We start from the raw sequence: 23,839 nt of genomic DNA, 5'->3' as shown, positions 1-23,839 counted from the left end.
GCAAATACAACACCACTCTTACAAGTGGAGGATATGAAGACGGTTTTTAAAACGAGAATGGGCGTTGTCGAAGCAATCGCCGGCGTGTCCTTTCACATTTCTAAAGGGGAAACGGTTGCGATCGTCGGAGAATCCGGTTCCGGCAAAAGTGTTTCGGCTTTGTCAATTTTAAGATTGCTGGATAGTAATGGGGAGGTTACCTCAGGAAAAATATTATTCAATCAGTTAAATTTAAAAGATTTAACTGATGCAGAAATACGCAAAGTCAGAGGAAACGAGATTGCCATGATCTTTCAAGATCCGATGACTTGTTTGGATCCGGTTTATACCATTGGGGATCAAATTATTGAAACGATTAAGATTCATGAGGATCTTTCGAAAAAAGAGTATAAAGAGCGCGCCATAGAGCTCTTGCGTCTAGTTGGGCTTCCTGATCCGGAAAGCCGGATTGATGCCTATCCCCATCAGCTGTCAGGGGGACAAAGGCAAAGGGTCATGATCGCCATTGCATTGGCATGCCGGCCCAATTTAATTATTGCAGACGAACCAACAACGGCATTGGACGTGACGGTTCAAGCACAAATTATGCAATTATTGAAAGACTTACAATCTAAATTTGGAACGTCTATTATCCTGGTGACACATGATTTGGGTGTTGTAGCGGAAATGGCCGATCGGGTGGTGGTTGTTTATGCAGGTCAAGTAGTGGAACAATCTACTGTTATCGATTTATTTGAAAAACCGGAACATCCGTATACGGAAGCGCTGATGAGAAGTATTCCGCGAATTGAAACGGATCGGAACAGACGCCTCCAAACGATCAAAGGCAATGTCCCCAGTTTAAAGGAACTACCTTCGGGCTGTCGGTTTCATCCACGCTGTCCGCTTGCTTCAGAAAAATGCGGGACTGAGGAGCCGCCTCTTTTTAAGGTAGGGGAAGGCAGGGAAAGTAAGTGTTGGTTAGCAGGCCGGGACTTGAAAGTAAAACGGGAAGCTGCTGATAAAGAAGAGGAAAGCGATGAAGCAGTAACAGCTTTCGAAAGTAATAAACACTTGGATGATCAACAATTATTATTAGATGTAAAAAATCTAAAGAAATATTTTCCGATCACAAAAGGCATCCTTTCCCGAACTGTTGGGCATGTTCGGGCGGTTGACGGTGTTTCACTCGATATTTATAAAGGCGAAACTCTAGGGCTTGTCGGCGAATCAGGATGCGGAAAGTCAACGGTTGGCCGTTTAATAACAGGATTAATCAAACCTACGGCAGGAGAGGTCGTTTTTGAAGAGAAACATCTATCCAAAATCAGCCGCCAAGACATGAAACAATTAAGAAGACGAGTTCAATTTGTCTTTCAAGATCCATATAGTTCTTTAAATCCAAGGATGACGATCTTGGACATTATCGGAGAACCGTTAGAAGTCCACAACCTGGTGAAAGGAAAAGAGATCCAAAAGCGGGTCGGTGAACTTCTGGAAATAGTCGGTTTAGCAAAAAGTGATATGCATAAATTCCCGCATCAATTTTCCGGCGGACAAAGGCAAAGAATTGGCATTGCCCGTGCTCTGGCTACCGAGCCGGACCTATTAATTTGTGATGAAGCGGTATCAGCCTTAGATGTTTCCGTTCAGGCGCAGATTCTTAACTTACTAAAGGATTTACAGGTGAAAATGGGGCTTTCTTATTTATTCATCTCGCATGATTTAAATGTAGTCAAGTATGTGTCAGATCGAATTGCCGTCATGTATCTTGGAGAAATTGTGGAAGTGACCGATTCCGAAACGTTGTTTAATGAACCTCTGCATCCTTACGCCAAAGCACTTATTTCGGCTGTGCCCGTCCCGGACCCGAAGGCTGAACCGGACAGAATGATTTTAACAGGCGAGGTACCTTCTCCTGCTAATCCGCCAAGCGGCTGTAAATTTCATACCCGCTGCCCGTTTGCGATGGATATTTGCAAGCAGGAAAAGCCGGAATTAAGAACGATTTCTGAAGGACACACGGTTTCATGTCACTTGTACGGAAAGGAGTGAGGACATGGCTGAATATATCATCAAAAGATTAATCTACAGCGTATTGGTATTACTTATTATGACTACCTTTATTTTCGTGGTAATGAGAGCTGTTCCCGGCGATGTAGTAACCCTTCAACTGGCCAATTCCGGAGCAACAGAGGAGCAAATGGCGGCACTAAAGTCAGAATTGGGATTGGATAAAGGGATAACGACTCAATTAGGTGAGTGGGTATCCCATGCTGTTCAGGGTGATTTGGGGACATCTTTATGGTCAGGCAAAGCCGTGTCTGACGTCATTTTTGAAAGAATCCCGGTCACATTACAACTGGCGGTTATGTCGATGATTTTGGCGATCATCATCGGTATCCCGGTTGGCGTTATTTCTGCCGTAAAGCAAAATACATTAATCGATCATTTCCTACGTGTCATTTCAGTAGGCGGCTTATCCATTCCGAACTTTTGGCTCGGCTTAATTTTGCTCACAGGATTGTCATTGGCGTTAAACTGGATTCCGCCTTTAGGCTATCAATCCTTTGCGGAAAATCCTATCGTTAATCTTCAACAGATGTTATTACCATCGATCTGTTTAGCAATTACGTTAAGTGCCAGTATTGTCCGTATGACCAGGTCCGCTGTGCTGGATGTATTACATTCTGAATTTATTCGGACCGTTCGCTCCAAAGGAGCAAAAGAATGGGTTGTCATTTTTAAACATGCCTTAAGAAACTCGCTGGTTTCCGTCATTACGCTGATTGGTTTACAAGTCGGTTATCTGCTTGGCGGCACTGTGGTACTTGAATCTATTTTTTCGCTTCCGGGATTAGGGAACTTGATTTATGAATCAGTATTGTCCAGGGACTATCCCATCGTTCAAGCGGCCGTATTAATGTTCGGAACGATGTTCTTGCTTGTAAATTTAATCGTTGATGTCATGTATGGCTGGGTGGACCCAAGAATTCGGACTAGATAACTGCTGTATAAACCTGAATTCAGGAAAGGAAGTGAAAGAAATGTCTCAAGTTCAGTTAGATACGGATTTGCCAAAAGGAAGAGTAACAGCTGGCAGGAATCTGCATTTGAAAAAGTTCGGGGGTGAGTGCAAACGCTTTATTGTTACCCAGAAAATTGGCTTTGTCTCCCTTTTAGTGATCCTTCTTGTTATTTTAGTAGCCGTTTTTGCCCCCATCATCGCACCATTTGACCCTGTAGCGCAAAATCGGGAAGCCATTTTGGCTGCTCCCGAACCTCAATTTTTCATGGGAACGGATGATTTGGGAAGGGATGTGTTTAGCCGGATTGTATATGGTTCCAGGATTTCTTTACTGGTCGGTTTTGCAACGGTAGTGATATCAATCTTCTTGGGGATTTTGTTAGGCATGGTCTCAGGATACTTCGGCGGTATTGTCGATATGGTTATTCAAAGGATTATGGATGCCATCATGTCCATCCCGGCGTTAATTTTAGCCTTATTTATCGCCGCACTTTTGGGCCCAGCGATTCAAAATGTGATTATTGCCTTAACCATTATTGAGGTTCCACGATTTGCCCGGATTGTCCGCGGAGAAATGCTGCGAATCCGCGAAACCAATTATGTTGAAGCTTCACGATCAGTTGGGGCCAACGCAGTGAGGATTATTTTTAAACACGGTCTGCCCAATATGATGGCTCCTATCATTGTCATGTCAAGCTTAGCATTTGGGCAGACCATTATTGCCGAAGCCTCACTCAGCTTTCTTGGGATCGGAACGCCACCGCCTAATCCTTCATGGGGATTGATGCTTAGTGATGCCAGCAGATATATGGAAAGTGCACCTTGGCTGGTATTATTTCCGGGCCTGGCCTTAAGTCTTTTAGTATTAGCCTTTAATTTACTGGGAGATGCTTTAAGAGATTTTCTGGACCCGAAAATGTCCGCTTAAATTTTTATAAGATTAAGAGGATCAAGGAGGTTTGTGAATGGTTAAAAAGCTAAGGTTATATATAAATATTTTGCTGGCTGCTTTACTGTTACTGGGAGTGAGCGCATGTTCCTCGGGTACTTTCAAGAATACCAATGGAAAAACAAATTCAACTGGTGAAAAAGGCTCAACTGAACCAAAAAAGGGAGGAACCTATACCATACTGGCTGCTGCGGATCCTGATATGCTGGACCCTCATCGCCAGTCTTCTATCTATACGAATTCCCTTGCCGGGTTAGTTTACAATAAGCTGGTTTCCTTTGAAACAGGACCTGGTGTGGAATTTACCGATTATAAGGTTGTCCCGGATCTTGCCGAGCGTTGGGAAGTTTCTGATGATGGCAAAGTCTATACCTTTTATTTACGTGAAGCTTACTGGCAGGATAAACCACCCGTAAATGGCAGACAGTTAACGGCTGAAGATGTTGTGGCGACAATGGAAAGGATTATTAATTTACCTGGACATCAAGCTTCACTACTATCAGCCGTTGAAAGTGTCAAAGCAACAGATGACCGGACGGTTGTATTCTCATTAAAACAGCCATTTGCCCCGTTTTTAAATTTCATGGCCAATCACTTTATGTGGATTTTGCCGAAGGAAGGCATTGAAGGGAAATTCGATTTAACGACCGATATGATTGGTACAGGTCCATTTATTTTGGAGGAATGGAAGGACAATGTGCAGGCTACTTTCAAGCGGAATCCCAATTATTACGAGAAGGGCAAACCATATTTAGATAGGGTGATTTATAAAGTCGTACCAGATCAAAGCGCACGGATCGCCGCATTAAGAACCGGACAGGCGGAGGCAATTGGGCAGTTATCACCACAAGAACTCGCTCAGCTTAAGAAGACGAATCCCGATTTTGACATTTTTGAAGCGTTATTTCCGACCCAAGAACAGGTATACGTAAACATAAAGAAAAAACCATTTAACGACTTGCGGGTACGGAAAGCGATTAGTCTTGCTATTGACAGGAAAAAAATGGTGGATAATATCTATGGCGGCGGGGAGGTCAGTGGTCCGGTGAATCCTTCCTTAGGTGATTGGGCTCTGCCTTTAAAGGATAGAGAACAACTAATGCCATACGATCCAGAAGCGGCGAAAAAATTACTGGCAGAAGCAGGCTATCCAAATGGATTTGACACGACTCTAATGGTTACAGATGGTTATGGGCCACAATTGGTTCGCGTTGCCCAATGGATTGCGGAGGATCTGCGGAATGTAGGTATTAATGCAAAAATTGAAGTAGTGGAGTATGCAACCTATTATTCTGAAAGATGGCCGAAAGTTGAATATGATATGGGAATCGGCTACCAAACTTATTTCCAGGAACCGGATGAATGGCTGCGTACACAACTTCATACAAACGGTGCGAAAAACTGGTATAACATCAGTGATCCTAAGCTGGATAAAATGCTTGATGAACAACGGTTGATACTCGATCAGGAAAAGAGAAAAGAATATGTTCATGACATTCAACGTTATGTGCTGGAAAACTTGATCAACCCGATTCCGATTTCAACCTATTATACGAAGACTCCACGACCTCCTTATGTTAAGGATTCGTATCCACATGCTTCCTATGGTTATGGTTACTTGCGGAATGTTTGGTTCGACAAATAAGACCGATCTATGCAAATGGTGATAGAAGCCAGTCTTTACTTCATGAAACATCCTCCGGTGCGGAATGCTATAGCGCTCATGTATTGGAGGGAAAATAATCGGAAAGTACACTATTACAAAGGATTTGAGGGATGTGCAAAGAATTGAAAAATTGGTACTGCCAACAAATTTCCCCATTGGTCCCATCCATGCTTATCTTGTATTTGGAGAGAAGCTGACCCTGATTGATACCGGCTTAAAAACGGATCAGGCATGGAAAGAACTAAATATTGGGCTTGAAAGGCTGGGTTTAAAACTAACAGAAATTGAACAAATCGTATTAACACACCATCATAACGATCACGTGGGATTGCTTGATTGGATATTGGAGAAACATCCTACTGTCCCAGTGTTTGCTCATCGTGATACACTAACGTTTTTACAAGATGAAGACTATCTGGATTGGACCGGAGAATTTTTTAAGACGCTGCTCCAAGAATTTGGATTACCGAAAGAGATGGCCTACAAATGGGCATTCCGGAAACGCGGCCGTACCCTATCAAATAATTTAGAAATTGAAACGGTACTGCAAGAAGGCGATAAAGTGCCAGGTTTATCGGATTGGCAAGTGATTGAAACACTTGGGCACTCACAGGACCATCTCTCTCTCTATAACGCTAAAGACCAGATGCTTATTTGCGGGGATCATATTATTAAGGGGATGCATTCGGGGATATTTTTGGATGCGCCGCTATATGGAAAGCCAAGGGCAAGACCATTGATCCAGTATTTTCAAAACTTAGAAAAATGTAAAAATCTGCCGATCAAGCTTACTTATTCAGGCCATGGACCAGATATTGATCATTTAGCTGAGGTCATTAAAGCAACAGAAGAAAATATAGAAAATCGCCTTCAACGTGTTATCAATGCTTTGAAGAAGGCCAATGGGAGCGCCACCGGTTTTGAAATCATCCAGGATGTGTATCGGAGACGTTATGAAAAGGCGGTTATCACATTTGTGTTTGAAATCGTGGCAGTTCTTGATCTGTTAGAGGAACGGAACATCATCATTGCCGAAAAAACCAATGGGGTCTATCACTACCGTCTTGTAGATTACTAGAGGAAGAGGATAGTTTATTATTTATATTTTGAATATTGTGACTAGGAGGAATAAAGGATGACCAAAAGATTTGAAGGAAGAACAGCATTCGTAACTGGCGGCAGCCGCGGGATCGGGAAGGCCATTGCCGAAGAATTCGCAAAAGAAGGGGCAAAAATTGCCATTATTGATATCAATGAGGAAGCTTTAAGTGAAGCGAGAGCGGAGTTTAGAGAAAAGGGTTATGAGATTCTAGCGCTACAGGCGAATGTAGTGAAAGCAGCTGAAGTTGAAGCGGCAATAGAAGAGGTTGTAAATACGTTTGGTTCATTGGATATTTTGGTCAATAATGCTGGAATTATCAGAGATAACTTGCTGTTCAAAATGTCTGACAGTGACTGGGATCAGGTAATCGATGTTCATTTAAAAGGATCCTTTCATGCTGCCCGGGCAGCACAAAAATATATGGTACAGCAAAAATATGGCAGGATTATTAATATTTCCTCGACCTCTGCACTAGGAAACCGTGGGCAGGCAAATTATGCAACGGTTAAAGCAGGGCTGCAAGGCTTTACCAAAACACTTGCAAAAGAGCTTGGGAAATATGGTATTACATCAAATGCCGTTGCGCCTGGTTTTATTGAAACAGAGATGACCAAAGCAACTGCAGAAAGAGTTGGCGTTCCTTTCGAACAATTTGTCAAAGGAGCAGCAAGCCGGATTCCAGTTGGCAGAAGCGGTAAGCCGGAAGATATCGCTAATGCCGTTGCCTTTTTTGCCGATGAGAAATCTTCTTATGTCAATGGTCAGGTTCTCTATGTAGCCGGCGGACCGACAAATTAAAAATGGGGAGGAGAAAATAAATGTATCGCGATGCAATCGGAAAAAGATCTCCAAAGGTGAAAAATGTTGTAGAACGAGGGCTGGTAAGAAGATTTGCCGAGTCCATTGGTGACTTACATCCCATCTATGTTGATGAAGAAACCGGAAAGAATTCACGTTATGGAAATAATATTGCTCCGCCGACTTTCCCGCGTGTCTTTCTTTCGGGAAACATCGAAGGGCTGAAGCTGCCTGGGAAAGGTTTAATTCACGGTGAACAGATTTATCATTACGAAAGGCCGCTTTTAGTAGAAGAAGAAGTCTTCTGTTATTCCGTAATTGAAGATTATTACGAAAAAGAAGGCAGCACAGGTAAAATGGGCTTTTTAAAAATGAAACGATACGGAGAAGATGCAAACGGAAAATTAATTTTTACCGAAGAGTCGGTCATCATTATTACAGAAACAGTCAGGAGGGCGATGCAGGTATGACGAGCATTACGGAACTACGCACAGGCGAATCACTTCAGACAACACTTTCTCCTGTCTCCAGGATGGATTTAATCAAGTATTCTGGAGCATCGGGTGATTTTAATCCGATTCATACCATTGATGAGGAGGCAAAAAAGGCGGGGCTTCCGGGGATTATTGCCCATGGAATGTGGACGATGGGAAATCTTTCAAAACTATTTACACCATATTATGAAATTGGTTTTATCCAAGATTATCAGATTCGTTTTGCTGGCATGGTTTTTTTAAATGATGTCATTACATTACAGGCTCAATTAGAAGATAAAACGGAAGAACATTTACATTTTAAAGTTAGCGCAATCAATCAGAAAGGGAAAGAGGTTATTAAAGGGAAAGTCAGATTTGCACTTTATTAATTCACTATCTATGTGAGGTGTATAGTCCATGAAAAGGGATGCTGTAATTGTATCGGCAGTTAGATCAGCTATTGCAAGGCAAGGGGGAACTTTGGCAAGAGTTCCTGCCCATTTATATGGAGCTGAGGTCATCAAAGAAGCGGTCAATCGAGTGAATCTTGATCCGGCACTCATTGATGATGTCATTTTAGGTAATGTATTAAGCGGTGGTGGGAATATTGCCAGATTAACCGCTTTACAAACAGGCCTATCTATAAATATCCCGGGTCTTACGGTTGATCGCCAGTGCGGATCGGGAATTAATGCCGTTGCTTTAGCTGCCCAAGCAATTCAATCTGGGGCCGGTGATGTTTATATTGCCGGTGGTATTGAGAGCATGAGTCGCGCTCCTTTCTTGTTGGAGCGGCCGGAACTTCCCTTTAGCCCTATGCCGCCAAAGTTCCGCGGTTCGCTTTTAGCACCGGAGGAAATTGGTAATCCGCCAATGGGGATTACAGCGGAGAATTTGGCAAAAAAATATAATATTACACGAGCAGAACAAGATGAATTCTCGCTAAGAAGTCAACAAAGAATGGCGCGAGCAATGGAAGAGGGGCGTTTTGATGAACAAATTGTTCCAATCAAAATACCTGTGCGTAAGGGTGAACCGATTATTTTTAAGAAAGATGAACATCCTCGTCCAAACTCTACATTAGAAGGGTTGGCCAAATTATCTCCTGCATTTTTAAAAGATGGTACCGTCACGGCCGGCAGCAGTTCCGGACTGAATGATGCCGCCTCTTGCTTAGTCATTATGGCCAGAGAAAAAGCCGAAGAGCTTGGTATCAAGCCAATGGCCGTTATTCGGGGGACAGCGGTTGCAGGGGTTGACCCGAATATTATGGGAATTGGGCCGGTACCTGCTACGAAGAAGGTATTGGAAAAATTGGATCTTTCCTTAGAGCAGATGGATCTTATTGAACTAAATGAAGCCTTTGCCGCTCAAGTTATCGCCTGTGATCGTGAATTACAAATAGATCCGGAGAAACTGAATGTGAATGGCGGGGCGATTGCCCATGGTCACCCGCTAGGTGCAACCGGAGCCATTTTAATAACAAAAGCTGTATATGAACTGAAACGCTCTGACTCCAGGTACGCCTTGATTACGGCTTGTATCGGTGGTGGACAGGGAATCGCCACGGTCATTGAAAGAGAATTAGATTCATAGATGACACCATTGAGTGATTGAAAGGATACGACTAATGAAGGATAAAATCATGAAAGAAAGTATCGATCTGTTTGATAGTAAGGGATTCAGTAAGACAACGATTCAGGATATTGTGGATAATATTGGTGTGACAAAAGGGACATTTTATTACTATTTTGAGAGTAAACAAGAGTTGTTACGAGATATCCATTTAAGTTTTATTGAAAACTTACTCCATCAACAGGAAGAGATTATTAACGATAAAAATTTAAACAACAAAGAAAAGTTATATAAATTGGTTTATATAATAATAAGTGAAATCAAAACATCAGGCAAGAGTGCGAGAGTTTTTAATCGGGAGATCCGCCATTTGGAAAAAGACCATATAGATAATGTGAATTCAAAAAGGCGCGAATTTCGCCTTAATTTCCAAAAGGTCATTGATGAAGGTATTAGAGAAGGAGAATTTAGAAACGATTTAAGAAGTGACATCGTGACTTTCGCTATCCTTGGTATGGTAAACCGCTCATATAGTTGGTATAATCCCGATGGTGAAATGTCGGAAGACGAGATCGTAAATCTTTATATGGAATTAATTTTGAACGGATTAACCAAATAGTTTTCCCATTTTAAAGATTTTCCAGGTTATCGAATCCTCAACCTCCCATTCATGAAAATATAAAAATTAGAAATAGAGATTTTCCTGTCTTAACAGTATAATCAAGAATGGGAGTTGAGACAGTTTGAATAAAAAAGACATTGCAAATATCCGCAAACAATTTAAATTAGACAATTACCGTATGAACATTCGAGAAATCTTCAATGTATATGTGAAAAAGGAATCTGGTGAGATTTACCATCAAGTCTGTCGGCCGTTTCAAATGTTGGAGCAGGAAACGCAGGAATTATTTTTAGCTAACTTTAAAAAGATTTTGACCGGCCATCTTGATGCCAAACTGTTTGAGTTAAAATTCAAGCGGGATGTAGATTACAGTACCCAAACGATTCTTTTCGAAGGAATGCAGGCGGAATCTGAAGATTGGCAGGATAACATGCTGGACATCGTTGGAAAAATGTTTGCCCACGCTGCCTACGAATTTGATACGGTAGTGACATTTATCCGCGGAGAATACCGCAAGCCAACTAAGAAAAGGAATCCAGAATCAGAAGAGGGCGGGGATGATGAGGTTTATGCCAATTCGTTTATCCTTTGCAGTCTGAATAAAACGGATCAGCCAAAAAAAGCTCTGCTGTTTGACTATATTGAAAAAGAATTTAAACCATCTCAAGGTGTGGATCCGATTATCAATTTGGACTCTCCGATGTCAGGCTTTCTGTTTCCTGCTTTTAACGACAATGCGGCCGATGTGAACCATATTCTCTATTGTGCCGGAAAAGTAAATCAACCGGATTTTACTTTTATCGAAAAAGTTCTTGATTGTGAAGACATTATCACCGCGCAGGAAGATAAGGACTGCTTTGACTTTATTTTAAAGGAAGTTATCGGGGATGAAGTGGACTCCACGATCATTTCGAATGTTTATGAGGAAATTGATCGAGTAGTGCTGGAAAGTGCGGAAAAAGAAGACGACGAAATTCCTACATTGGATCACCATGACATCGAACGGATCTTAACCGTCAGCGGCGTCGAAAATGTCGAACCAGCCAAAGTCGAGCATGCCTTCAAAGCGGTCGTAGAAGACGAAAAACATGAATTCAAAGCGAGCAGCTTAATTCCGAAAACAATCAAAATCAGCACCAAGGTGGCAGATGTCACCATCAATCCGAAGGACATGAAATATGTAAAATACATCACGTACGAAGGAAAACGGTGCCTGTTACTTGAGGTGGATGAAGAAGTCGTGGTCGAAGGATTCCGATTGGAAGCAAAGAGCATGTAACATTTTTGGAAGGGCTTTTCTAAAAAGGAAAAAGTCCTTCCATTTTCTAAAGGTTTACTACATCCTTATTAGAAAAAAGTCTTTCCAATTTTCCATCTTCATTTGTATCAAAAAGGCTTAAAAATGTTTCGGCTATCTGCGGATCAAATTGGATTCCTATATTTTCGCGAATCTCATTAAGCGCATAATCTAATTCGAGTTTATCCCGATAAACACGGTTGGAAGTCATCGCATCAAAGGCATCTGCTACGGCAACAATCCGCGCCACAAACGGAATTTCACTGCCTCTTAAACCCAATGGATAACCACTTCCATCATATCTTTCATGATGGTACAAGACAATGTCCAAAACTCCATCTTCATGAAACCTGTCGACATTCTTAATCATATCGTAGCCAATCATCGGATGGGTTTTAATGATCTGATACTCCTCATCTGTCAATTTTCCAGGTTTGTTTAAAATCGTTTCTTGAATCCCGATTTTACCAATATCGTGCAATAATCCGCCAATATAAATCGTTGTGCACATTTCTTTTGACAACTTCATCTGCTTGGCGATCATAAGCGCATACTTTGCGACATTTTCGGAATGATGCATCGTATAGGAATCTCTCGAATCCAAAGCGTTCGAAAGAACCATGGTCAATTCTATTTCATTTTGCTCGACTTTTTGAGTGATTTTTCTTAACCCAACCGAGATTGCGACAATTAAAAGATATGTGAATAATTGAATAAAAAAGGAACCAATATCAATATTTTCAGCTGGTTGAAAAGCCCTGCAGAGAACAGTAAAAACAGTAAGTAAAAAAATCACCCATACAGGCTGGTCATAAAATCCAATTCCTAAAAAGATCACAGTAATAACAAATAAAATAAAAGTATTACTGTGATTTTCCGCAACCAAACAATATAGGATACTGAGAATTAATAAGAGGAAATATCCGTAACGGAAATATGTATGATGGTTTAACCATTTATAAAATGTCTTAACTACCGTTCGTTTATACAATTGTTTTATTCTATCCAAAACTTTTCTCACTACTTAGACATCCTTTCGCTAAACACCTGAATTTAGGAAAGCTATATCTATAGTAGCATATCGAATCATGTCGATATATGACGAATTTTTAAAAAATATCTTACTTTCAATTTAAATAGATACCTAACTATATTTTTTTCTATTTTCCTGGAAAAATACGTGCCGAATTATATGGAATATTGCATAATAAAAGAAAAGGCATATTTGAATTGGGCTTTATTTATTGGCACAATGATTACTGAAAGGGTGGATGGCTAATCTTTGCAAATTTCATTTTTACCATCATATTTATCATCGGAATCTATTATTTATTACGGAATCTATTGCTTTTATCATCGGCAGCAACTGCCTCCAAAGATGCGCTATATCCGAAAACGGAAGAAGAGTTTGCCGGTATTATCATTCCAAATGAATGGAAGCCAATGGAACCACTGACCAAAAGAGCAAAATCCTATCGACTTGTCAAATGGGGCACAGTCGTCATCCTTTGCGTACTAACTGTTCTTTTGGTGCTAGTGGTCACGACTGATTGGCTGGGAGAATCATTTTTCACCCTGGCCTATATTTTTTTCATTCTTATTGATTCTGTTCGACATAGCGGCAATCTATTTATTTTACCAAAGGGAATCATCCTTAATGGTAAATTGGTTTCTTATCATCAAATCAAAGATTGTGAGACTGAACAAATTATTCGCTGGCATCCATTGTACGGCCTTGATGACAAAGTGAACAACGCCTATAAATTAACATTCAGGCTGAAAAGAACCCTTTTCCAGCCACAATTCATTGTAGTACAAACGGCTGCCCAACTGGACCAGATTATCACTTTGCTGAACCAGAGAGGAGTTCGCTGTTATAAACAGTTGCCTGAACAAAAGGAGCGGGCACCGTATGTTTAAAAAAAGAGTACCAGGCAACCGAACCGACAAAGGAGTTGCCGGGTACTCTTTTCATCTTTCTACGATTATTCTTTTAAAGAGCAAACCTTAAAGAGCGGTCATTATACTTAAATCTCTAAGAATAGTTTTATCTAATACCTTTAAACCCTTATTTTGATAATGTCATAAAAATGAGAAAAATGATAGAAAAATAATCCTATCTGAGGAGATGAATCCTTGGAATTATAGGTTTGGATTATTTTGAAGAATAAGTAATTGGCTTAAAGCAAAGAAATCTATTCCATTTAACCAGTGGTGAACAACCTTCACCGCTATTTTTATGAAAAAAAACGAAATTAATAATTTTTTAAAAATTATTTAAACAAATCTTGTAAATATTCTTTCAATTCGTAATATAGTGTGTTATTATTACTTCATTACAGTAATACTAAAGTTATTTTCAGTAATACTAAAATTTTATTACTATACTTCAAAGGAGTTTCATATGGATGAAATTTATAAAAAAATTAAGGAACTGCGCCTTTTAAGGGGTTACACCTTGAAGGAGCTAAGTGAAAAAACAGATCTATCGATTAGTTTTTTATCGCAAGTAGAAAGAGGAACGACTTCCTTAGCGATTACCTCCCTGAAAAAAATTGCGGATGCTTTAAATGTTAAAATTACTGAATTTTTCGAAGAAGAAAAGACACAGGAAGATTATTTAGTAAAAGTTGATCAACAAAAACCATTTAAATTAACTGGTTCAGATTTTCTTTACTCAAGATTGAATGGAGAATTTACAGGAAGAATGCTTGAACCACTATTAGTAAACATTCCCCCCAATCAAAAGCAAACGCAAAAATACGGTCATCCAGGGGAAGAATTTTACTTTGTGTTGAAAGGAAATGTTATTTTCTACATTGATGGCAAGGAATATGTCGTACGTGAAGGTGACTCAATTCATTTTCCATCCACGTGTCCGCATTCACTGGAAAATCCTTTTAATGAAGAAACAATACTTTTGTCAGTTTTGACTCCAGTTATTTTTTAACTGAAGTTTTCAAAATATCAAGCTTTATAGAAAGGTGGAGTATATATGCGTGTAGCAACAGACATTGGTGGAACATTCACTGATTTAGTGTATGTCAATGAAAATGGAGAAATTGGCGTGGCGAAGAGCCATACAACGCCTCCAAATTTTGAAAAGGGTGTCATTGATGTCATTGAAAAAAGTGGAATTGATCAAACAGCTATCCAAACATTTATTCATGGAACAACGGTTATTATCAATGCCTTGACGGAAAGGAAAGGAGTTAAGACCGGTTTGATTACCACGAAAGGTTTTCGTGATGTCCTGGAAATTGCCCGTGGGAACCGTCCTGACTTATTTAATGTTCGCTATCAAAAGCCGGTGCCATTTGTTGAGCGTTATTTAAGACAGGAAGTTGAAGAACGTCTTAACTATAAAGGTGAGGTACTCACGCTGTTGAATAAAGAGCAAGTAAAGGAGGTTATCGCTTATTTCCAAAAAGAAGAAGTGGAAGCTATCGCGATTTCCTATTTGCACTCCTATGTAAATCCTGTTCATGAAATTGAAACAAAAGAGTTGATTCATGAGCTTTGGCCAGAAGTGGCGGTTACTGCTTCGCATGAAGTTACGAAAGAATGGCGGGAATATGAGCGGACAAGTACAGCGGTGTTTAACTCTTATGTAAAACCAATTGCCGCATCTTATGTAGACCGTTTGCATGCAAAACTATTGGAAAATCATACAGACAGCCAAAATTATATTATGCAGTCAAACGGCGGAACGACAACATTTAATAGTGCTAAGCAAACACCGATTAATATGGTAGAATCGGGTCCAGTCGCTGGAATTTATGGTGCAGCGGTACTTGGAGACATTATTGGTGAAGAAAATATTATTGCTTTTGACATCGGTGGAACTACTGCGAAGTGTTCTCTAATCAATAAAGGAGAAGTAAAGGTTTCAACTGACTATTTTATTGAAAAAAATGAGCGAAATGCTGGCTATCCCATTAAAGTGCCAGTGGTTGACATTGTAGAAATTGGCAATGGTGGCGGTTCGATCGCCTGGATAGATAGGGCTGGTTCCTTAAAGGTAGGACCACAATCAGCAGGTGCACTTCCAGGACCAGTTGCTTATGGACAAGGTGGGACTGAACCAACAACAACTGATGCCAACTTAGTTACAGGCCGACTTTCCACTGAGAATTTTGATTACCAAGTGGACTTGGAAAAAGTAAAGTCTGCGATTAAAGAAAAGGTTGCTGATCATTTTGATTTGTCAGTTGAAGATGCAGCGTTAGGAATTATTCGCATCGCTAATTCTAATATGTTAAATGCCTTGAAGCTTATTTCTGTCCGTAAAGGACATAATCCACGTGAATTTTCGTTAGTTGCCTTTGGTGGCGGCGGTTCGATGCATGCGACCGCACTTGCGAAAGATTTAGGTGTGAAAAAAGTCATTGTTCCGGTCGCATCTTCAGTATTCTCCGCTTGGGGAATGTTGATGACCGATCTGCGCCATGATTATATCCAGACATATATTAGAAGGTTAAATCAGGTGGACTTGACTGAACTGAATAATGAATGGCATTCCCTTGAATACCAGGCACTTATGCAATTTAAAGAGGAAGGTCTTGAGAAAAGTAAGGTATTGTTCACCAGGTTTGCAGATATTCGTTATCTTGGACAAGAACATACCGTAAAGGTTCCGGTTCCAAATGGAGATTGGACTTCAGAAACGATTTCAGTAGTGGTAGAGCGTTTCGGCAATCTTCATGAGCAGAATTATACGTTTAAGTTGGAGGGAACCCCGACAGAAATAGTCAGCTTGCATTTAACGGCCTTTGGAAAGGTTATAAAACCATCGATGAAGAAATTGGAGTTTAGCGGTAAGGCTGAAGATGCTTTAAAAGAATCACGTCCTGTTTATTTTGAAGAACAAGGCTGGATGGATACAAAGGTTTATCATCGTCATTTGCTTGGTAAGGATAGTAAGGTTTCTGGACCGGCAATTGTCGAAGAAACTTCTGCTTCAACAGTCCTTTATCCTGGTCAGACGTTATCTGTTGATGAATATGGAAATCTTATCATTGACACGGGGGTGGAGTGAAATGACACAAACTGTCAAAACAAAAGTTGACCCATTTACATTGGAGATTGTTAAAGATTCATTGATTGCTATCGGTGATGAAATGTTTATTGCCTTGGCAAAAACTTCAATGAGCCCAATTATTTATGAAGTCCTTGACTATGCCAGCGGCCTTACTGATGCGAAAGGCCAGTTATTAACACAGGGGAATGGTGTGACAGGATTTATTGGAATGCTGTCCGATATGGTGAAACAAACACTGAAAAAATTTGGTGACGGTAAGTTAAAACCAGGCGATATCATTATTATTAATGATTCTTATGGCGGTGGGGGCTCCCATTTATCTGACGTTGGACTTGTATTGCCAATATTCTATAAAGGTGAACTGGTTGCTTTTTCGGCCAATAAAGCACATTGGACAGAAGTTGGCGGTAAAGACCCGGGGTCCTACAGTAACGATGCAACGGAAATATTTCAGGAGGGTTTGCAATTCCCTTGTGTAAAACTGTTTAATGAAGGACAAATTAATCAGGCAATTGTTGACATTATTGAAGCGAATGTACGTTTCCCTGATTTGTCTCTGGGAGATATGTGGGCGCAGGTCGCTGCCTTAAAAACGGGTGAAAAACGAGTCGTTGAATTATGTGACAAACATGGGAAAGATATCGTTCTTTCGTCAATTGATTACTTGTTGGATCACGGTGAGGAACTTGCCAGACAAGAACTTCGCAAACTTCCGAAGGGGACATATGAGACAGAAGGATTTATTGATGATGATGGTTTCGGAAATGGACCTTTCAAAGTAAAAGTTAAAGTGACCATCACAGATGAAAAGTTTATTGCCGACTTTCGTGGAAGCCATCCGCAAGTACCGGGACCGATTAATTGTTCCTATACTGCACTTGTATCAGCGGTCCGTGCGATATTCTTAGCAATTACCAACCCATCACAGGATGCTAATGATGGCGTATTCCGTCTTTTGGAAGTTATAACCGATAAAGGGTCTGTACTATCGGCTAAACGGCCGGCTCCAGTATCAATTTATTGGGAAAGTATGCAGGCCGGTGCCGATTTAATATGGAAGGCACTTGCCCCTGTTGTACCACATCGTTTGTCAGCCGGTCATTTATTATCCGTCTGCTCGGTTGTTTTATCAGGTGTTCACCCTGATACAAAAGAGCCATTCCTGATTGTTGAGCCATCTGTTGGAGGATGGGGGGCTGCTGAAGGTCAGGATGGCGCAAGAGGACAGTTCTGTATTGGTGATGGTGAAACTTACAACGTACCAGTAGAGGTAGCAGAAACTAGATACGGCGTATTGGTCGATGAGTACAGTCTTCACACAGATGGTGCTGGTGCCGGTGAATATATCGGCGGTGCAGGGGTTGTACGCTCATATAGAGCATTGACGGATAACCAATCGGCTTCGATCACATTTGGCCGCCATAAATTTGTTCCATGGGGGATCAATGGAGGAAAAGACGGGTCAGCAAATAAATTTTATGTGGAAAAGGTTAATGGAGAAGTAGACGGACCTTACGGAATTTATCCAAGATATCCATTAAATACCGGTGATGTTATAAAGCTCGTTACAGCAACCGGTGGTGGTTATGGCAATCCATTTAACCGTCCTGTGGAAAAAGTGGCGAAGGACGTAAAAAACGGTTACATTTCGATTGAACAAGCGCATGACGATTATGGTGTCATTGTGAACCCGGAAATGTTTACTGTTGAAGGCGTAACCTCAAAGAGACACCAGGGGGGAGAATAAAGTGGAAGTTTTGAACATTGAAAGTTTACCAGAAGATGCGAACGCTGCCGTACGGTTAAAAACCGTTTTTTCACAGGCATCTCTTTCAGGAAATTTAGCGATGGGCACCGTCACTATTCCACCAGGAAAAAGAGTCCCTTTCAAAGGAGTATCAAAACATGAGGAAAATGAATATTCCATCATCGTGAAGGGCTCGATTGTGACGGAGGTAAACGGAAAAGTTTATCGGGCATCAAGCGGAGAAGCTACGTTTATTCCAGCAGGAGAGGAACATATTGCCTATAATGACAGTAATGAAGACTGCAAAATTATCTGGGTATTAGTTGGATAATTAATTTCCAAAAAAAGCCTTGCTAGGCAAGGCTTTTTTACTAAAGAAAATTTACGGAATATTGGTAATCATCAGTCAATAAGTTATATTAGAAAAATATCAAAAGGAGTTGAATTGGGATGGAAGATGTTTCATTAAGAAAAGGGGGAAAGGATGAGGCTCTTGCGGCTGTTCCATTAAATCAACGGCAGCATTGGATCTCACCTGCAATCATTTTTGGCGGTTTGGAATTTACGATACCTGTATTAATGGTTGGTGCTTCTTTAACCGCCAGTTTTGGTTTAGGAAAGTTATTATGGATATTGATTATCGCTTTATTCGTTTTTCAATGGATTGGAAATACGCTTGCTGGATATATTGGTGCAAAAACAGGTCGCTCTTCTTCCGTTATTGCTAGAACAAGCTTCGGTTCAACACAGGCGAGATTTATTGTTGGACTCACAATCTTTATTGTTTCAATGGGTTGGTGGGCATTACAAACAGCCGTAGCAGGAAATGCGATTACTGCCATGTTTGGAATTGATTATAAAACTGAATGGGTTCCGTGGGCCATTGTTACGGTTATTGCTGGACTTCTGTTCGCTTTGCCGTCAATCATCGGATATTCTTCCATGAAATGGACCGATTATTTAGCGGTACCTGCAGGTCTTTTATTAATAGCCGGCGGAATCTTCTATGCATTAAAAAATACCGGCTGGGACAAAATTATATCTTGGAACCCGGAGCCGCAAATGACCTTCCTTGCAGCAATTAGCCTAGTAATTGGAATCAATGTTTCTCAGTGGGTTATTGCATCTGACTATACCCGTTATGCCAAACCTACTGTAAAAGATAATATTCTTATACCTTTGGGAATTGTTGCTGTGGGTTTTCCACTATTTTATGTAGGAGCGATTATGTCCATTGGTGTTGGTGATGCTGATATTGTTAATGTCATGATGAATCTTGGTTTTCCTGTTTGGGGATTCTTGATTTTGTGGCTTGCTACATGGACAAGCCAATTAGTAAACAACTATAGTATGGGACTGGCACTTGCCAATATGTTAAATGTCAACTCAAACAGGGGCCGTGCGCTGCTAACACTAGCTGGGACACTGGTATCTATTGTTATTGCTCTGGCAGGAATCCTTGATTATTTTATGGATTTCCTTTATATGACGGCATTAATTTATCCGGCCATTGGCGGTGTCATCATGGCTGATTTCTTCTTTATCCGCAAGCAAAAATGGGTTGATCATAAAGGTTGGAATTGGATGGCGACCATTTCTTTAGTAGTAGGAACATTACTAGGATATTACACCCAATATGTAAATCCAATTGGATTACCTGCCGTTCAATCAATTATCGCCTCCGCAATTGTCTATTTTGCTGCCATGAAGATAAAAGCAAAAGTCGCACCTGATCGGTTTACGGAAATAATAGCTGAGCATGAATCAAAGCAAACAGAAGAGGAAAATGCAGTTTAGATATAGAAAAAAGTGATGAATAGGCCTCATCACTTTTTTTATGAATGCAGTTTGAATTACTACGCGGTACCTCCTAAGAATCCGGTTGGGTCCTTAATATTATTCGCAACAAACTGGGATATGACAAGCAGCTGAAACAATCGCAAAGACCTTGAAATTTAACAAAGATTACTTGTTTAGACAAAGGAGTTGCCGGGTACTCTTTGCATTTATCTTGACCTATTTACATACTCCTGAACCATCTCGGCAGTCACGATTTTTCGTTCAGGAACAATGCGCAGAGGAATACTATTCATCTTCCTCGTTACCTCATTAATCTTATCGGTTGAAAAAGATTTACCTTGTTTACAGAGTGATATAGCTTCTTCAATATACTTTTCACGCAATTCATCCAACTGCAAAAATGATTGATAGTCTTGATTTTGCTTTTGCGCATGGCGAATTAAATCTTTATGGACGCTCATTATTTCCTCCTGGAGTCATTAAATTTATCACTATCATATCATGTTTTCCATACCATATTAGCGGTTTTTATAGATTTATTAGCGAATTTAAAGGTTTTATTAGCGAATTTGAGTCATTTATTAGCGGAATGGAGGTTTTTATTAGCGATTCATTAAGAAGTATGGTGGAAAGTTACGATCAAAATAGATTATAATCTAACTGAGGAAAATCCATCCAATAGCACATGAAATAAAACTGCAATCAGTGGGTTTTTCCATATTCCCGCTGATTTTTTTATTTTGGAGGGTTGAAATTTGGACGTTATTCAAAAGGCGATCAATTTTGCTGCCATCGCTCACAGGGACCAAAAGCGGAAAGCGACAGAAATCCCTTATATTACACATCCATTTGCGGTAGGAATGCTTCTTCAAAAAGCAAATTGTTCTGTTGACGTTATTGCTGCCGGCATTTTACATGATACGTTGGAAGATACAAAAACAACTTTTACAGAGTTGAAAGAACATTTCGGCAGGAGGATTGCCAATTTGGTGCGTGCCGCGTCAGAACCTGACAAGAGCCTTCCCTGGCATGAAAGAAAGCAACATACGATTGATAGGCTAAAGGCAGCAAATTTGGAGGAAATCCAGGTCATTACAGCTGATAAATTGCATAACCTACAATCTATTCATGATGATTTGAAGCTTGTTGGTAATCAAGTCTGGGCGCGGTTTAAACAGGGAAAGGAGCAACAGCATTGGTATTATGCCAGTATCGTGAAGGAGCTAAACCCCAGAAAAAATGAATTTACCCTTATTGGAGAATTAGAGAAAGAAGTCAGGAATGTGTTTGAATCATGAACTTATTAGCAAATAACCAATAAACCATCAAAGTGGAAACTAGAGGTGTTTAAGATGAATAGCAACTTAGAAACTTGTACTGACCTAATTAAAAATGCTCAAAACATTGTTGTACTGACAGGTGCCGGAATTAGCACTGAGTCTGGTATTAAGGATTTTCGCTCAGAAACAGGTATTTATTCGATGGCACCTGAATATTTGCTCTCGCTCGATTATTTTTTTCGCCATCCTGCAGAGTTTTATCAGTTTGCGATTGAAAATCTTTATTACCCTGACGTCAAACCAAATCTGGGGCATGAAATATTAACAAAATGGGAGAAGCAGGGGAAAGTTCGCCAGATTATTACCCAAAACATAGATGGCCTCCATCAAAAAGCTGGCAGTCAAAACGTGATTGAGTTTCATGGAACGATCAAGGATGCAGCCTGTTTGCATTGTGGGGAAGTTTATTCAACGGAAGCAATGGTTAACCGGATGGAGGAAATGCAAGACTTTTACATTTGTGATCATTGTAAAACAAAGAGGGTACAAGAACGTTATATTAAACCGAATGTTGTCTTATATGGGGATGCTGGTGAGTGGTTTACAGCCGAGGGGTTTGAAACAATTATCCAACTTATCGAGCAGGCGGATTGTCTATTGGTATTGGGTACGAGTTTAAAGGTAACTCCTTTTTCAACCTTTCCACAATACAGAAGGCGTGGGGTCCCGTTGGTCATTATTAATAAAGGAGATACTCCCTATGATAACGCTGCTGGGGCCTTTGTTATCCATGATTCAATTGGAAAAACATTGAATAAAATTGATAAAGCATTATCTGGACTACAGAACGGTTGAATTTTAAAAAGGGCTTTAGGCCCTTTTTAAGTGCGTTTTTTTCGATGAGATCTAAAACGAAAAATGGAAAACTGTTTCTCACCAAGAAACAAAAAAATCGGCCTATCACTTATTGGTCGGTATTCCTTAAAAAGTTTTGAAAAACTGTACAGTTTTGTACTAAAATAATTTAATAGAATTGTTGCCAGAGTTTGGAGGAACGGTTTATGGCTGAAATTAAATCAGTAAAAATAGATGGGGAGAGTATTCACTTTTTTAACAGTGCCATTTATATTTATGAATCTAGCGAGGGAAACTCGTTACAAATCGATTTAATTATAACGGAAGTAGCATTAAAAAAGTATCAAGATCTTGATAATTTGATTGTTGAAATAGAATTAGACGACGGCAGAATGATAAACTCGATTATGCATGTGAACTGTGTAGCAGGCAGCCTGCCGCAGCTAAATTTATATACTGAACTTGATGATATTCAGGAATATAAAAATTTTTCGATAATCAACGAAAACGACCCGGAGTTTCCAAATATTAAAAAAGGTATTACATTGGAAGAAATTCGAAAGGTAGAAATGCCTAATGAAGACATTAAATTAAAACTAAAGCTGCCAATTGACCAAGTGGAATGGCTGGCAAAACAAAAAAAGGCCGTTTTAAACGAATTATTTAAAGAATTTATCTATGATTATTGGAAAAAGCAGAGGCTGCAGAAATAAGAGGGGGTTTCGGGAAAATCCACCCTACGATTAAATTTAACCAATCCCCTCAATAAAGAGACCGTCTAATTATGGTATGTAGACGGATTTTGAATCGTAATCAAGCACTTTCATTATTCGCTTAAGAAATAATTCCTTTCCTAAATAATTCTCCAACAGCATGTGCCCGATTTTTTGCCCCAAGTTTTTTAATCGCTGATTTTACGTATTGATTAATCGTTAATTCACTTATTGCCATTTGGTCAGCCATTTCTTTTGTACTTTCTCCTGTTGCTATTCTTTTCATTACTTCCAATTCCCTCCGGCTTAAAAACTGTATCCCATCATCATTATTACCGGCAATCACCTTTCCAACCAATTTTCCATAAAGGGTAAAAGCCGATAGCAACTGATCGTCCATGATTGTACCTAGTTTAAATTCTGAACTACATATATAGCCAAATACAAACGAGTGATAGAAGATGGGAACAACTAACAGGGAATTATTTTTTGAAGAAATTGTATATTTATTACTCATCTGTTTGAGATATTCTGATCCGGTGCAATATTTTGCTTTTCTTTCACGAATCGCTGAAAAAATAATGGGGATTGAACGAATATCATCACGAATTTCCCCTATATGTACACCACCAGTTGAATTAAGGAAAATGATTCCTTCTGCAAGGTAGCCTAGAGGAGAGTATCTTAGTAAGTAGGAATCCAGGACAGGGAAGTGTTCCATGTAAATTTCTAAAATTTTCACAAGCTGTTCCTCATGACTTATAGGAGACTCTAGCCTTTGAATAGATTGTAAAATGGTATCATATAAGACCATAAAACATCCCCTTTTTTAAGGATAGTATACTCTAAAATTACGGAATATTCAAATATTTCTAAAAGAGTTATCCTTAAACTAGCAACATGTTATTTGC

The 23,839-nt window shown here is 40.0% G+C and carries 23 protein-coding genes; 20 read left to right on the top strand and 3 right to left on the bottom strand.

All coding sequences use genetic code 11. The annotated features are described in order from the left end of the window. Positions 1 to 33 precede the first annotated feature (33 nt). The 11 genes from JK635_RS00950 to JK635_RS00900 all read left to right on the top strand — a co-directional run bounded on the left by JK635_RS00950 (position 34) and on the right by JK635_RS00900 (position 11,474). A complete protein-coding gene (locus JK635_RS00950) occupies positions 34 to 2,034 on the top strand; it encodes an ABC transporter ATP-binding protein (RefSeq protein WP_202651707.1) in 2,001 nt (666 codons plus the stop codon). A gap of 4 nt (positions 2,035 to 2,038) precedes the next feature. Then, positions 2,039 to 2,986: a nickel ABC transporter permease gene (nikB, locus tag JK635_RS00945; RefSeq protein ID WP_202651511.1), complete on the top strand. Its 948-nt coding sequence runs from the start codon at positions 2,039 to 2,041 to the stop codon at positions 2,984 to 2,986. Positions 2,987 to 3,026: 40 nt separating this feature from the next. Beyond that, positions 3,027 to 3,935, top strand: a complete 909-nt coding sequence (locus JK635_RS00940; protein WP_202651509.1) for an ABC transporter permease — start codon at positions 3,027 to 3,029, stop codon at positions 3,933 to 3,935. 37 nt (positions 3,936 to 3,972) lie between these two features. Next, positions 3,973 to 5,601, top strand: a complete 1,629-nt coding sequence (locus JK635_RS00935) for an ABC transporter substrate-binding protein (protein WP_202651507.1) — start codon at positions 3,973 to 3,975, stop codon at positions 5,599 to 5,601. 133 nt (positions 5,602 to 5,734) lie between these two features. After that, positions 5,735 to 6,700: an MBL fold metallo-hydrolase gene (locus tag JK635_RS00930; protein WP_368857058.1), complete on the top strand. Its 966-nt coding sequence runs from the start codon at positions 5,735 to 5,737 to the stop codon at positions 6,698 to 6,700. A 57-nt stretch (positions 6,701 to 6,757) separates the two neighbouring features. Beyond that, positions 6,758 to 7,522, top strand: coding sequence for a 3-oxoacyl-ACP reductase FabG (fabG, locus tag JK635_RS00925; protein WP_202651505.1), 765 nt, complete (start codon positions 6,758 to 6,760; stop codon positions 7,520 to 7,522). 20 nt (positions 7,523 to 7,542) lie between these two features. Then, positions 7,543 to 7,992, top strand: a complete 450-nt coding sequence (locus tag JK635_RS00920; RefSeq protein ID WP_202651504.1) for a MaoC family dehydratase N-terminal domain-containing protein — start codon at positions 7,543 to 7,545, stop codon at positions 7,990 to 7,992. Beyond that, positions 7,989 to 8,387: a MaoC/PaaZ C-terminal domain-containing protein gene (locus JK635_RS00915; RefSeq protein WP_202651502.1), complete on the top strand. Its 399-nt coding sequence runs from the start codon at positions 7,989 to 7,991 to the stop codon at positions 8,385 to 8,387. The genes JK635_RS00920 and JK635_RS00915 overlap by 4 nt, the downstream gene beginning before the upstream one ends. A gap of 28 nt (positions 8,388 to 8,415) precedes the next feature. Beyond that, on the top strand, positions 8,416 to 9,594 hold the full coding sequence (locus tag JK635_RS00910) for a thiolase family protein (RefSeq protein WP_202651500.1): 1,179 nt from the start codon (positions 8,416 to 8,418) through the stop codon (positions 9,592 to 9,594). Positions 9,595 to 9,643: 49 nt separating this feature from the next. Next, entirely contained in the window at positions 9,644 to 10,192 is a 549-nt protein-coding gene (locus JK635_RS00905; RefSeq protein WP_306792885.1) for a TetR/AcrR family transcriptional regulator, read from the top strand. 124 nt (positions 10,193 to 10,316) lie between these two features. Continuing rightward, the gene (locus JK635_RS00900) at positions 10,317 to 11,474 is read left to right on the top strand and encodes a DUF4317 domain-containing protein (protein WP_202651496.1); all 1,158 of its coding nucleotides are present in this window, start codon (positions 10,317 to 10,319) and stop codon (positions 11,472 to 11,474) included. 46 nt (positions 11,475 to 11,520) lie between these two features. Here JK635_RS00900 and JK635_RS00895 read toward each other — a convergent pair whose 3' ends face one another. Then, positions 11,521 to 12,513 carry an HD-GYP domain-containing protein gene (locus tag JK635_RS00895; protein WP_368857057.1) on the bottom strand — a complete coding sequence of 331 codons (993 nt, stop codon included), beginning with the start codon at positions 12,511 to 12,513 and terminating at the stop codon, positions 11,521 to 11,523. A gap of 323 nt (positions 12,514 to 12,836) precedes the next feature. On the opposite strand from JK635_RS00895, the gene JK635_RS00890 reads away from it, so the two are divergent. The 6 genes from JK635_RS00890 to JK635_RS00865 all read left to right on the top strand — a co-directional run bounded on the left by JK635_RS00890 (position 12,837) and on the right by JK635_RS00865 (position 20,077). Further along, positions 12,837 to 13,412, top strand: a complete 576-nt coding sequence (locus JK635_RS00890; RefSeq protein ID WP_235887797.1) for a hypothetical protein — start codon at positions 12,837 to 12,839, stop codon at positions 13,410 to 13,412. Between the two features lie 484 nt (positions 13,413 to 13,896). After that, a complete protein-coding gene (locus JK635_RS00885; RefSeq protein ID WP_202651494.1) occupies positions 13,897 to 14,442 on the top strand; it encodes a helix-turn-helix domain-containing protein in 546 nt (181 codons plus the stop codon). 45 nt (positions 14,443 to 14,487) lie between these two features. Then, positions 14,488 to 16,530 (top strand): hydantoinase/oxoprolinase family protein, encoded by a 2,043-nt coding sequence (locus JK635_RS00880; RefSeq protein ID WP_202651492.1) that lies wholly within the window; start codon positions 14,488 to 14,490, stop codon positions 16,528 to 16,530. 1 nt (position 16,531) lies between these two features. After that, positions 16,532 to 18,280 carry a hydantoinase B/oxoprolinase family protein gene (locus JK635_RS00875; protein ID WP_202651490.1) on the top strand — a complete coding sequence of 583 codons (1,749 nt, stop codon included), beginning with the start codon at positions 16,532 to 16,534 and terminating at the stop codon, positions 18,278 to 18,280. Position 18,281: 1 nt separating this feature from the next. Next, positions 18,282 to 18,611, top strand: coding sequence for a cupin domain-containing protein (locus tag JK635_RS00870; RefSeq protein WP_202651488.1), 330 nt, complete (start codon positions 18,282 to 18,284; stop codon positions 18,609 to 18,611). 119 nt (positions 18,612 to 18,730) lie between these two features. Continuing rightward, positions 18,731 to 20,077 (top strand): purine-cytosine permease family protein, encoded by a 1,347-nt coding sequence (locus tag JK635_RS00865; protein WP_202651481.1) that lies wholly within the window; start codon positions 18,731 to 18,733, stop codon positions 20,075 to 20,077. Between the two features lie 209 nt (positions 20,078 to 20,286). On the opposite strand, the gene JK635_RS00860 is transcribed toward JK635_RS00865, so the two are convergent. Continuing rightward, positions 20,287 to 20,541: a DUF2533 family protein gene (locus JK635_RS00860; protein WP_202651471.1), complete on the bottom strand. Its 255-nt coding sequence runs from the start codon at positions 20,539 to 20,541 to the stop codon at positions 20,287 to 20,289. Between the two features lie 294 nt (positions 20,542 to 20,835). On the opposite strand from JK635_RS00860, the gene JK635_RS00855 reads away from it, so the two are divergent. The 3 genes from JK635_RS00855 (at position 20,836) to JK635_RS00845 (ending at position 22,928) form a co-directional block, all read left to right on the top strand. Continuing rightward, on the top strand, positions 20,836 to 21,378 hold the full coding sequence (locus JK635_RS00855) for an HD domain-containing protein (protein ID WP_202651469.1): 543 nt from the start codon (positions 20,836 to 20,838) through the stop codon (positions 21,376 to 21,378). 54 nt (positions 21,379 to 21,432) lie between these two features. Beyond that, on the top strand, positions 21,433 to 22,215 hold the full coding sequence (locus JK635_RS00850) for an NAD-dependent protein deacylase (RefSeq protein ID WP_202651467.1): 783 nt from the start codon (positions 21,433 to 21,435) through the stop codon (positions 22,213 to 22,215). A 206-nt stretch (positions 22,216 to 22,421) separates the two neighbouring features. Further along, a complete protein-coding gene (locus JK635_RS00845) occupies positions 22,422 to 22,928 on the top strand; it encodes a hypothetical protein (protein WP_202651465.1) in 507 nt (168 codons plus the stop codon). Between the two features lie 121 nt (positions 22,929 to 23,049). Here JK635_RS00845 and JK635_RS00840 read toward each other — a convergent pair whose 3' ends face one another. After that, entirely contained in the window at positions 23,050 to 23,742 is a 693-nt protein-coding gene (locus JK635_RS00840) for a response regulator transcription factor (RefSeq protein ID WP_202651463.1), read from the bottom strand. Positions 23,743 to 23,839: the final 97 nt, after the last annotated feature.

This window comes from Neobacillus paridis, from assembly GCF_016765675.1.
Classification (GTDB): Bacteria; Bacillota; Bacilli; order Bacillales; family Cytobacillaceae; genus Neobacillus; species Neobacillus paridis.
Note: the sequence above shows the minus strand (reverse complement) of the source record. Positions and strands in the feature narration are given on the sequence as shown.

Excerpts from the sequence above, each read along its gene's own strand:
- JK635_RS00950 (WP_202651707.1), top strand. The coding sequence starts at position 34 with ATGAAGACGGTTTTTAAAACGAGAATGGGCGTTGTCGAAGCAATCGCC.
- nikB (WP_202651511.1), top strand. The coding sequence starts at position 2,039 with ATGGCTGAATATATCATCAAAAGATTAATCTACAGCGTATTGGTATTA.
- JK635_RS00940 (WP_202651509.1), top strand. The coding sequence starts at position 3,027 with ATGTCTCAAGTTCAGTTAGATACGGATTTGCCAAAAGGAAGAGTAACA.
- JK635_RS00935 (WP_202651507.1), top strand. The coding sequence starts at position 3,973 with ATGGTTAAAAAGCTAAGGTTATATATAAATATTTTGCTGGCTGCTTTA.
- fabG (WP_202651505.1), top strand. The coding sequence starts at position 6,758 with ATGACCAAAAGATTTGAAGGAAGAACAGCATTCGTAACTGGCGGCAGC.
- JK635_RS00920 (WP_202651504.1), top strand. The coding sequence starts at position 7,543 with ATGTATCGCGATGCAATCGGAAAAAGATCTCCAAAGGTGAAAAATGTT.
- JK635_RS00915 (WP_202651502.1), top strand. The coding sequence starts at position 7,989 with ATGACGAGCATTACGGAACTACGCACAGGCGAATCACTTCAGACAACA.
- JK635_RS00910 (WP_202651500.1), top strand. The coding sequence starts at position 8,416 with ATGAAAAGGGATGCTGTAATTGTATCGGCAGTTAGATCAGCTATTGCA.
- JK635_RS00905 (WP_306792885.1), top strand. The coding sequence starts at position 9,644 with ATGAAAGAAAGTATCGATCTGTTTGATAGTAAGGGATTCAGTAAGACA.
- JK635_RS00885 (WP_202651494.1), top strand. The coding sequence starts at position 13,897 with ATGGATGAAATTTATAAAAAAATTAAGGAACTGCGCCTTTTAAGGGGT.
- JK635_RS00880 (WP_202651492.1), top strand. The coding sequence starts at position 14,488 with ATGCGTGTAGCAACAGACATTGGTGGAACATTCACTGATTTAGTGTAT.
- JK635_RS00875 (WP_202651490.1), top strand. The coding sequence starts at position 16,532 with ATGACACAAACTGTCAAAACAAAAGTTGACCCATTTACATTGGAGATT.
- JK635_RS00865 (WP_202651481.1), top strand. The coding sequence starts at position 18,731 with ATGGAAGATGTTTCATTAAGAAAAGGGGGAAAGGATGAGGCTCTTGCG.
- JK635_RS00860 (WP_202651471.1), bottom strand. The coding sequence starts at position 20,541 with ATGAGCGTCCATAAAGATTTAATTCGCCATGCGCAAAAGCAAAATCAA.
- JK635_RS00850 (WP_202651467.1), top strand. The coding sequence starts at position 21,433 with ATGAATAGCAACTTAGAAACTTGTACTGACCTAATTAAAAATGCTCAA.
- JK635_RS00845 (WP_202651465.1), top strand. The coding sequence starts at position 22,422 with ATGGCTGAAATTAAATCAGTAAAAATAGATGGGGAGAGTATTCACTTT.
- JK635_RS00840 (WP_202651463.1), bottom strand. The coding sequence starts at position 23,742 with ATGGTCTTATATGATACCATTTTACAATCTATTCAAAGGCTAGAGTCT.